Below are 9351 nucleotides of genomic sequence, written 5' to 3' on the forward strand. Positions count from 1 at the left end.
AAACCAGTCATAACAGCCCATATTTTCCTGTAACCAGACAGCAAAAGTCGACTCTTAGGACACGATTTGTTTCCTAAAAGCCTTGCCTAGCTTGAGATCTAACCCTATGGACGTACCCCGACTCGAACGGGGGACCTCATCGATGTCAACGATGCGCTCTAACCAACTGAGCTATACGTCCTTGCAGCTCCTAAATTTAACATGAATAACTAATGTACGTCAACACTCGATCGACATTTTCTTGCCAGATTGCCAGATTGAGATCGAGAAGCTGTTAACGATAGTCAATTGTCAGCCCTCAATGTTAAAATAAGTGAATGTTTCCAAGGTTGGCCGATCGGTTTAGGCAGCGGACTCATAATCCGCGAGCGGAAGCTCTAGACAGGTTCGATTCCTGTACCTTGGATTAGAGCGAATCAATCAGTGCGGGGGTTAGTTCGGTGACAGTATCGAGGACGATCGCCGCTCCTGATGTTAGCAAGCTGTGGCGGTAGCTGTCGATTTGAGAGCGATCGGCGAGAATGTGTGGTGGCAGGACTCCCACGCCGATGAACTTTTGATGGTGGGAAATAGCGGCTGGCTTGGTTCTAGCGTTGACAATCGTGTGCATATCTGCAACGGTATCGCCAACATAGACAATCGATTGGTTCCTAGCTGACTCAAAGATTGTGCCCAAGCGTTCTACCACCATCAATAGTCCGGTGGGATCTGGCTTGCCTGGTGCGTCCTCCATCGCTACTAAAACTGGCGCAGACAAGCCCAATCTTCGCTCTAAGACATAACTAGCAGATCCGCTGGTAGCACCGCTAAAAAAGCCCCAGGAAATGCGTGCAGCGGTTAGGGTGTGAAAGTAGTCCAGACTCGCTAAGAGGGGTTCGTCACAGATATAACCATTCCAATTGACTGGATCGGTACCGCGATATTTGGTTTGAAAATAGGCGACAATTTCCTCGTAATCTAGCTTTAACTCAGATCGAGATTGTCCTTGACTTTCAAAATAGCGGTAGATTAATTCCTGCGAGCCTTCCCAATCGTTGTTCCAGATCCCCTCGCCTTTGAGCTTGTCAATCTCGATCGCACTGGGACGGTAGGCACCGTTAGTAAACGCTGAGACTGTATCTGCCAAAGCGCGACGATAAGAATTTCCCACGTCCCGAATTACCCCGTCGATATCAAAGATCGCGATCGCGCTCATGCTTTGTCCTGCCACTAAGTTAATTCAAAATTTACCATATTCTTAGCTGTCAGCCGATCGACTCGTAAGCATCGATAAGCTGGATCTGGGTGTGGGTGATGACACGATGGACTTGCTTTGACTGATTGAGATCGCTGACGAATGCCAACAAGTGATACAATGATGGATTGTGTGCCAAAGTACTAAGCAAATATGACCGAAACCATTACCGAAACCTTACCAGTAACATTATCTAAATTTATCTTGAAAGTTCTCTGGTTGGATGAGAACGTTGCCCTAGCAGTAGACCAAGTAGTTGGCAAAGGTTTGAGTCCCCTTACTGCTTATTTTTTCTGGCCGCGTAATGATGCGTGGGAACAACTCAAAGCTGAGCTAGAAGCCAAGCACTGGATCGCTGAAATCGATCGGGTGGGGATTCTCAATCAGGCTACCGAAGTCATCAACTACTGGCAGGAAGAAGGTAAAGGTCGTCCCTTGCCTGAAGCTCAACTCAAGTTTCCCGAAGTTATTTTTACTGGCAGCAATTAATTTTGGTGGTTGACGATTGGGCGATCCTCCGTCCGCGTAAGGCGATGCACTGAAGCTCGCTTGTTGGCGGAGCCTTTGCCTCAAGTCTAAGTGTCAGATCTGCTGCATCGCCGTCATCAAATATTGAGGACATGGATATTTTTCGCCTCATTACCCAAATGACCGCTCGTCTGTGACAGTAATCGCCTGCTCCCTCATCAGAGCGAAATTCGATCGTCAATCTGAGCTGCTAAATCGGCGATGTTAGTCGAGTTATCAAGATGAACATCTGCTAGAGCGATCTTGTCAGCTAGCGACATTTGACTCTCAATCCGCACTGCTGCTGCTGCCCGATCGCTCCCGTCGCGTGTCATAATTCGCTCTAGTTGAGTGTGAAGATCGCAGCTCACCACCCAAATCTCGGTAGTGAGATCGGTCATCTTTGCTTCAAATAACAACGGGATTGCCAGTACTGCGGTGGCATCGGCAGGAAGATTGGCGATCTTACTCACAAAGCAGTCGCGGACATAGGGATGAATTTGAGCTTCCAACCAGCGACGCTCCTGCGGCTGGCTAAAGACAATTGCACCGAGTAGCGGACGAGCCAGTGTTCCGTCTGGTTGGATCATTTTATTACCGTACCGCTGACCGATGGCTGTCAAGATGGGCGAACCAATTGCAACAGCGTCACGAGCATAAATGTCAGCATCCAAAATTGGCAAGTTGTATCGTCGATGCAAATAGTCGGCGGCAGTACTTTTGCCAGTGCCAATTCCACCAGTAAGTCCAATTAAGCGCATAAATTTAAAAATTGGATTTGTGCCTGTGCCGATTAATGCTTGAGTGAGGTTTTGAGCTAGAAAGCTATGGTAGAAAAGAACATCAGCACACTACCTATTTACTGCTGAGAAATTCAGACAACGAGCTAGATTTCAGTCCATCCTGATGTTACCCTATAGTATCTGGAGTGGTTAAAATCTCAACTAGCGATAAGTTTTATGGAAGATATCTCGACCGATTGCTACAGTCGCGATGCCTGGGAGTTAATTCAAGCATTTAATTCACAGCGCGATCGACAGGTATTAATCCAAAAGTATCTGAAAATGCGTAAAGATGCTTTTACTTTTTTTAGAGGTACATGTCATCTATTTTATCAAGATTTACCTCGATCGTCAAATCTTAATTTAGCCCCTGTGGTATGGATTTGTGGCGATTTACATGTGGAAAATTTTGGTACTTATAAGGGTGATGAATACGCTCATCAGTCAAAGCTATATCAGCGTCAAATCTATTTTGGTATTAATGATTTTGATGAAGGCGTTGCTGCTCCCTGTACTTGGGATCTGGCTCGACTAGCAACGAGTATCTTGTTATCAGCAGTCAGTTTATCTCTAGAGCAAGCTGAGGGGCAAAACTTGGTTCGAGTTTACCTTGATGCTTATACAAGTACTTTGAATGCGGGCAAAATTTACCCGATTGGTGATGCCAATGCGCGAGGAGTTGTCGCCGATCTACTCGATAGTTTACAGCAACGCAAGCGTAGTGAATTGTTAGACAAATACACTGAATTAATTAAAAATCAGCGACGGATCGAAATTGACGATCGCCAGATCTTTGGAGTCAGTAGCCACCAATATGAACTAGTTAGTAAAGCGATCGATGAGTGGGCACAATCTCAGACAGATTCAGCTTTTTTTGAAGTTTTAGATGTCGGATTTCGGCGTGCAGGTACGGGTAGCTTGGGACTCGATCGGTATTTGGTGTTAGTAACTGGCAAAGGTTCGCCAGATCGTAACTATTTATTGGATGTCAAACAACAGCAATCTTCTTGTCTGCAACCATACGTAACTATACCCCAGCCAGCTTGGGCAAATGAGGCAACCAGAGTGATGGAGATCCAACGATTAGTTCAGTTTGCCCCACCCGCTTTATTGGCGACAGTGACGATCGCCGATCGCAGCTATTTATTGAGAGAGCTGCAACCGATGCAGGATAAAATCGCTTTAAAAAGTGGTAGTATGAGTATGAATAGCTTGAAAAAGCTCATCAGCACAATGGGTGAAGTTACTGCGGTTACACATCTACATGGAAGTGGTAAACTGGGAGTAGCAATCGGACAAGATCTCATCGAATTTAGCAATAATTTGGATTGGCAGCAGGAAGTAATAACTTATGCCAATATTTATGTGCGGCAAGTGCAGATCGATTATCAAAATTTTTGCGAAGCTACTAAGTATCTATAAATTAATTAAGTTAAGCGTGAAATACTTTAGATTAATAATTGGGATTGGCTCGATCGCACTGACTGCTTGTAATCGCACTATTGCGACTACTTCGCTCCCTACTGCCCCCACAGCAGTCATTACCCCAGTACCTGTAATGTCTCCATCATTGGACGTCAGTACCACGACTGCCACGATCCTGCCAACTGTAGCGATACCAACAATAGCGATACCGACTGTGGCACCCTTACCGCAGCCAATTGTCACTCCATCGCCAGCACAAATTGGTGATTATCTGGTGATTGATGAGCTAAAGCGACCCCAATTTATGGCACAGAGTCGCGATATTTTGAAAGCAGCTAGTTTGCCAGATACAAAAGTAAACTTTAATGCCACAGACTTACTCGTAGTTCTAAAAAGTACGCGCAAATACTTTCGCGATCGACTCGATCGCGATCCCGATCTTCAGCGTGAGGGGATTTTGGGTACTCAAGGGGTCAAAGTAAGTGATATTCTCAAAACACTAGATTTTATGGTGTTAACAATCCAGCAGGATATCACAGCTAAACGAGCGATCCGGCTGCAAGATCCCCAGTTTTTAAATACTCACTTTCGAGCGATCCAGTGGACAGCATTTAATCCGACTGCAACTGAGGAAAAAAGGATTAGGATGACTAAGTATGCGGTATTTACACATCCAGGATCTCGCACTCCTACCACAGAATTTAATGCTGGACTTTATGCACTCAAGCCAGATTCAGACATTGAGGCAATTCGGCTCAAGTACACCAAACAAGATGTGCTGACGAATATCTATGAACCGGAAGGGAAAGAATTTGGTAACGTCGAGCCATTGGCATACCTCGATCGCGAGGGATTGGAATCAGCATTGATGCAAGGAACTATTTTAGTTAAATTTACTGATGGTAAGTCTGCCTTTTTTAATGTCGATCGCCATAATAATATTCCCTATGTTAAAGGCTTAACTCCCACCGAGCAAAAGCGATATTGGTACTTCAAACCCGTAACTGCTATTAAAGGATTCGGTCAAACGATCGAGACGAAAATTTCGCTCAAACCAGGCGTAACTTTTGCTGGAGATGTATTAAATATCGGGCTAGGTAGAATTGTCGTGACGGAGAATGCGATCGCTGGTAAACCACAATTACGCATGGGCATTATTGCGGATACGGGGGGTGCCTTTTTGCCCAATTTACATCAGTTAGATTTCCTAACAGGTGTATTTGATACCAAGGAAGATTTCAATGCACATATACGCAAGTTACCGGAATATACGAAGGCGTATATTCTGGTCAAACGATCGCCGCGCAGCTCAACAGCAACTAATCTCAGTTCGGGGCGTCCAAGCCAGAATTAAAATAAAATATCAGTCAAAATAGAGATATCACATTGCATTTGCGCTCTAGGTTCTATCCATGCTCAGACCAGTTCCCGTGAAGCTCTTGTTGCCTTTGGCTAGTTTATGGTGCGGGTTATCGATCGCCATTAGTGCCTGTACGCCCGACCAGCAAGCGTCTTCGGCTCGCGATGCCCAGCCTCAAATTGCAGCTTCCACCCCAATTGGTGAGGCAAAATCGCCACAATCCACAGCATTTGTCCCGACCGCTGCCAAGTCTTTCAAAGTCGAAACTGTTACTGAAGGATTGGAAGTACCGTGGGGGATGGAGTTTTTACCAGATCGATCTATTTTAGTGACCGAACGTCCTGGTCGATTACGGATTATTCGCAACGGTAAGCTCGATCCTACACCCATTGCTGGCTTGCCCACTATTGCCGCGCGCGGTGAAGGCGGCTTGATGGATCTGGCACTACACCCCAAGTTTAGCCAAAACCGCTGGCTATATCTAGCGTATACGATCGAAGGCAATGGCGGTCTACTCCAAACCCGCGTCTCGCGGTTTCGGCTCACCAACACAGGCTTGACCGAAAAACTCGATATTTTTCCAGGTGTACCAGGAACGGCGGCGGGGACTCATTTTGGTTCGCGGCTGGCATTCGGGCAAGATGGCAAGCTCTACATCACCTTGGGCGAACGTGGCGAACCCAAGCGCGCCCAAGACCTCAACAACCTCGATGGGAAAACGCTGCGGCTCAATGACAATGGCACAGTGCCCAAAGATAATCCCTATGTCGGGCGCAGCGATGCCCGCCCCGAAATCTTCTCCTTCGGACACCGCAACGCACAGGGTATGGCTATTCAGCCCAAAACTGGCGCGATTTTTCAAACCGAGCATGGCCCATCGGGATATGATGGTCGCCAAGGCGGTGATGAGGTAAATGTCGTCGAGGCGGGAAAAAATTATGGTTGGCCGAATATCAGTTACGATCGCAAGGCTCCAGGACAATTACCACCGCTATTGTTCTATCAAGACGCGATCGCACCCGCTGGCGCGACCTTTTATACTGGAAATGTGTTTCGCCAATGGCAGGGCAATTTCTTTTTTACCAATTTGCGCGGTCGAGCGTTGACTCGCGTCGCGCTCAATGGAATTAAGGTCGTCGGACAGGAAAAATTATTGCAGCAGCAATATGGAAGGTTGCGGGATGTCAAACAGGGGCCAGATGGGTTTTTGTATATTGCGACTTCCGATAATGACGGCTATGGTGATGGTCGAGCTGGTGGCGATCGCATTATTCGGCTAGTGCCTAACTCATGAGCAGGGTCGAGCCGCAGTCTGGATTGACAAGAAACTAGGCTATATCGATCGCCGAGGTAAGCTAAAGACTGATATCATACTGGGAAAATTAAATTAAAATCCGTCAAATTGAAGAGTAATTCAGTGAAATAATCGATCGATCGTAGTGCGTGAAGCTGTAATTAGCTCACTATATAATTAATTAAATATTAAAATAAATATATTGGATAAAACAATTGCCAGAAGACGGTTTACTCACAATATCCTCACAAACTTAGTTTAGGATAGAAGTTAATAAATCTGTAGTACTGTGATGTCAAAAGAGAAAAAAGGCAATAAAGCAGCCAAAAAGCCCAAAGCACCACTAGCTGAAACCAAAAAGCAAGAGAAAGACCCCAAGCGATATGACGGAAAGCCATAAAATAGCGGGTCGCAAACAGCCAGAATAATCTAAATGACACAATTGAAAAATAGATCTGAACTAGCTAGAAACTACCAACCATATCAATCACCAAAAAACACATGCTAAATCAAATCGAACTAACAAAATCTGTACCACCGGAGCGATGGGGTGAATTTTTTGACCAGTTTTCCAATGGTAATCGAGGACGATATATCTCAATTGACATCATTAATTCAGAACGCGGTGACGAAGAATTGATTCAGAATGTACCGCTGATGGCGATTTGAGGCGTTCGAGCGACAAGCTGGTGCGGAAATGACGACGATGTATCGCTGGTTTGAGAACTTGGGCGGCGACCTGATGAATAAAACAATGAAAAAAATACTTATTATCAACGGACACCCAGACAAAGAAAGCTTCTGTTTCGCACTTGCAGAAAGCTACAAGAAAGGAGCTAATTTAGCTGGGGCTGATTGCAAATTGGTACATCTAGTCGATTTAGATTTCAATCCTATTTTGACTTTTGGATACAGAAAAATAAGCGAGTTAGAGCCTGATTTAGTAACAATGCAACAAGAAATATTAGTAGCAGACCATTTAGTTTTTGTTTATCCTAATTGGTGGGCTACTTTTCCTGCGCTTCTAAAAGGCTTTATCGATCGGGTTTTTGTGCCTGGTTTTGCCTTCAAGTATCGTAAGGATTCACCCTTATGGGACAAATTATTAGTAGAGAAAACTGCAAGGCTTATTGTAACAATGGATACGCCAAAATGGTATTATTTCTCAATCAATATAAATGCTGGACATAATGCAATGAAAATTGGCATATTAGAATTTTGCGGTATAAAACCTGTAAAGATTACCTCGTTCGCTCCAGTGAAGTCATCTGATGAAGTGAAGAGGAAAAAATGGTTGGCTAAAGTGGAAGGATTGGGAAAAGAGCAAAAATAAAAAAGCTTTACAGAATAAAAATCTAAAAAATATTCATGCCGACATCTAATTATGACTCACGATCGACATGATGATACCAATATCGAAAGATGCCAATCTTCAGCATAAATTTGCTCAATTAATCAACAATTTGTCAGCACAAATATTATGATTGAAGTACAGACCTTAGCTAAAACGTTAACAATTCCTTCCCAACTTACCCTGGATCGGCAGCCCCCCACTTTAATTTTAGGCGGTGGCTTCACCGGATTATTCACAGCATTACACCTCAGCCATCAGCATTATAAAATACCAACTATTCTGATCGATCGAAGTTCAAGATTTATCTTCAAATCCCTACCCTATGAATTTCTCAGCGATGAGCTGAACACTAAATATATCTGCCCCCGCTATGATACTCTTTTGCATGAAAGTGGCATTGAATTTATTCAGGACATGATTCAATCCATCGACTTGCAACAGCGACAGGTTCAATTAGCGTCTGGACTGCATTACAACTATGGTAATTTAGTGTTATCGCTTGGTAGCGTAGCAGCTTATTTCGATGTGGAAGGAGCAGAAGAATACACCTTACCATTTCGCACCACTGAAGATGCGGTTGCTTTAGCTAAACAGCTACGAAATTGTTTGCAACGAGCCATCCACACCCAGAAACCACAACAGCAGGCATTATTAACCGTCGCAATTGTGGGTGCTGGTCGTACTGGCATCGAGCTAGCCGCAACTCTGGCGGATTTATTACCAAACTGGTACGCCGCTCTGGGCAGTAATGTGGCAGATATTCGAGTAGTTGTAATTCAACGGGAACAAGAAATTCTCAAAGGTGATAGCGACAGCCTCCAACAAACTGCTCAAACTGCATTGCGCGAGCGGAAGGTACCCGTTGAGGTGTTGCTAGCAACTGAGGCGATCGCGGTGCGTCGAAACACGGTTGTCATGAAGCGAAACAACCACATCGAGCAACTCTCAGCCGCGACGATTATTTGGACGACGGGCAGCGCGATCGATCCACTCATTTCTACCCTATCAATTCCTGAAGCACATCACGATCGACAGGGACGACTCAAGCTGACAAACGCCTTACAACTGCTTGATTTTCCCGAAGTCTTTGCAGGTGGAGACTGCACTGTTATGGAGCAGTATCCAGCTACCTCTCAAGTAGCATATCAGCAAGGAGCCACGATCGCCCATAATTTGCAAGCACTTGCCGAGGGTCATTCACTCCTTCCGGCTGAAATTGGGTTGCGGGAAAATCTGATGAAACTGGGGTTAGAGGAGGGGCGTAGTTAAGGGATGGGGGAGTGTTTGTGTACTGGAAGAGTGACATGAGGAAAAAGAGAGTCAAAACGTTGATTGACCCAAGCAACGCGAAGGATCAGTAAATGATTGAAACCCGACTCACTCCAACGCATCCCA

Annotated in this window: 9 protein-coding genes and 2 tRNA genes; 8 read left to right on the forward strand and 3 right to left on the reverse strand. The window is 45.1% G+C overall.

What is annotated here, in order from left to right:
* Nucleotides 1-107: 107 nt before the first annotated feature.
* Nucleotides 108-181 (reverse strand) — tRNA-Val (locus tag ACEW9I_RS11245).
* A 142-nt stretch (nt 182-323) separates the two neighbouring features.
* Here ACEW9I_RS11245 and ACEW9I_RS11250 point away from each other — a divergent pair.
* A tRNA-Ile gene (locus ACEW9I_RS11250) sits at nt 324-406 on the forward strand.
* Here ACEW9I_RS11250 and ACEW9I_RS11255 read toward each other — a convergent pair.
* Nucleotides 407-1195 carry a TIGR01548 family HAD-type hydrolase gene (locus ACEW9I_RS11255; protein WP_373540437.1) on the reverse strand — a complete coding sequence of 263 codons (789 nt, stop codon included), beginning with the start codon at nt 1193-1195 and terminating at the stop codon, nt 407-409.
* 192 nt (nt 1196-1387) lie between these two features.
* Between ACEW9I_RS11255 and ACEW9I_RS11260 the strand changes: the two genes are divergently transcribed.
* Entirely contained in the window at nt 1388-1723 is a 336-nt protein-coding gene (locus ACEW9I_RS11260; RefSeq protein ID WP_373540430.1) for a 30S ribosomal protein PSRP-3, read from the forward strand.
* A 197-nt stretch (nt 1724-1920) separates the two neighbouring features.
* Here ACEW9I_RS11260 and coaE read toward each other — a convergent pair whose 3' ends face one another.
* The gene (gene coaE, locus ACEW9I_RS11265; protein WP_373540431.1) at nt 1921-2502 is read right to left on the reverse strand and encodes a dephospho-CoA kinase; all 582 of its coding nucleotides are present in this window, start codon (nt 2500-2502) and stop codon (nt 1921-1923) included.
* A 198-nt stretch (nt 2503-2700) separates the two neighbouring features.
* Here coaE and ACEW9I_RS11270 point away from each other — a divergent pair, with 198 nt between their 5' ends.
* From ACEW9I_RS11270 to ACEW9I_RS11295, 6 genes are all read left to right on the forward strand, one after another.
* Nucleotides 2701-3945 (forward strand): DUF2252 domain-containing protein, encoded by a 1245-nt coding sequence (locus ACEW9I_RS11270; RefSeq protein ID WP_373540432.1) that lies wholly within the window; start codon nt 2701-2703, stop codon nt 3943-3945.
* A 16-nt stretch (nt 3946-3961) separates the two neighbouring features.
* On the forward strand, nt 3962-5302 hold the full coding sequence (locus ACEW9I_RS11275) for a hypothetical protein (RefSeq protein ID WP_373540433.1): 1341 nt from the start codon (nt 3962-3964) through the stop codon (nt 5300-5302).
* 58 nt (nt 5303-5360) lie between these two features.
* Nucleotides 5361-6602 (forward strand): PQQ-dependent sugar dehydrogenase, encoded by a 1242-nt coding sequence (locus tag ACEW9I_RS11280; protein WP_373540434.1) that lies wholly within the window; start codon nt 5361-5363, stop codon nt 6600-6602.
* A gap of 501 nt (nt 6603-7103) precedes the next feature.
* Complete coding sequence (locus ACEW9I_RS11285) at nt 7104-7271, forward strand: hypothetical protein (protein ID WP_373540435.1); 168 nt, start codon at nt 7104-7106, stop codon at nt 7269-7271.
* Between the two features lie 85 nt (nt 7272-7356).
* Nucleotides 7357-7935: an NAD(P)H-dependent oxidoreductase gene (locus ACEW9I_RS11290; RefSeq protein ID WP_373540438.1), complete on the forward strand. Its 579-nt coding sequence runs from the start codon at nt 7357-7359 to the stop codon at nt 7933-7935.
* A 147-nt stretch (nt 7936-8082) separates the two neighbouring features.
* Entirely contained in the window at nt 8083-9225 is a 1143-nt protein-coding gene (locus ACEW9I_RS11295) for an NAD(P)/FAD-dependent oxidoreductase (protein WP_373540436.1), read from the forward strand.
* The last annotated feature ends 126 nt before the right edge of the window (nt 9226-9351 follow it).

Origin of the sequence: Chamaesiphon sp., assembly GCF_041738855.1 — a bacterium.
GTDB lineage: Bacteria > Cyanobacteriota > Cyanobacteriia > Cyanobacteriales > Chamaesiphonaceae > Chamaesiphon.

Bases quoted from the DNA above. Each gene is read 5' to 3' on its own strand.
- ACEW9I_RS11255 (WP_373540437.1), bottom strand. From the start codon at position 1,195: ATGAGCGCGATCGCGATCTTTGATATCGACGGGGTAATTCGGGACGTG.
- ACEW9I_RS11260 (WP_373540430.1), top strand. From the start codon at position 1,388: ATGACCGAAACCATTACCGAAACCTTACCAGTAACATTATCTAAATTT.
- coaE (WP_373540431.1), bottom strand. From the start codon at position 2,502: ATGCGCTTAATTGGACTTACTGGTGGAATTGGCACTGGCAAAAGTACT.
- ACEW9I_RS11270 (WP_373540432.1), top strand. From the start codon at position 2,701: ATGGAAGATATCTCGACCGATTGCTACAGTCGCGATGCCTGGGAGTTA.
- ACEW9I_RS11280 (WP_373540434.1), top strand. From the start codon at position 5,361: ATGCTCAGACCAGTTCCCGTGAAGCTCTTGTTGCCTTTGGCTAGTTTA.
- ACEW9I_RS11285 (WP_373540435.1), top strand. From the start codon at position 7,104: ATGCTAAATCAAATCGAACTAACAAAATCTGTACCACCGGAGCGATGG.
- ACEW9I_RS11290 (WP_373540438.1), top strand. From the start codon at position 7,357: ATGAAAAAAATACTTATTATCAACGGACACCCAGACAAAGAAAGCTTC.
- ACEW9I_RS11295 (WP_373540436.1), top strand. From the start codon at position 8,083: ATGATTGAAGTACAGACCTTAGCTAAAACGTTAACAATTCCTTCCCAA.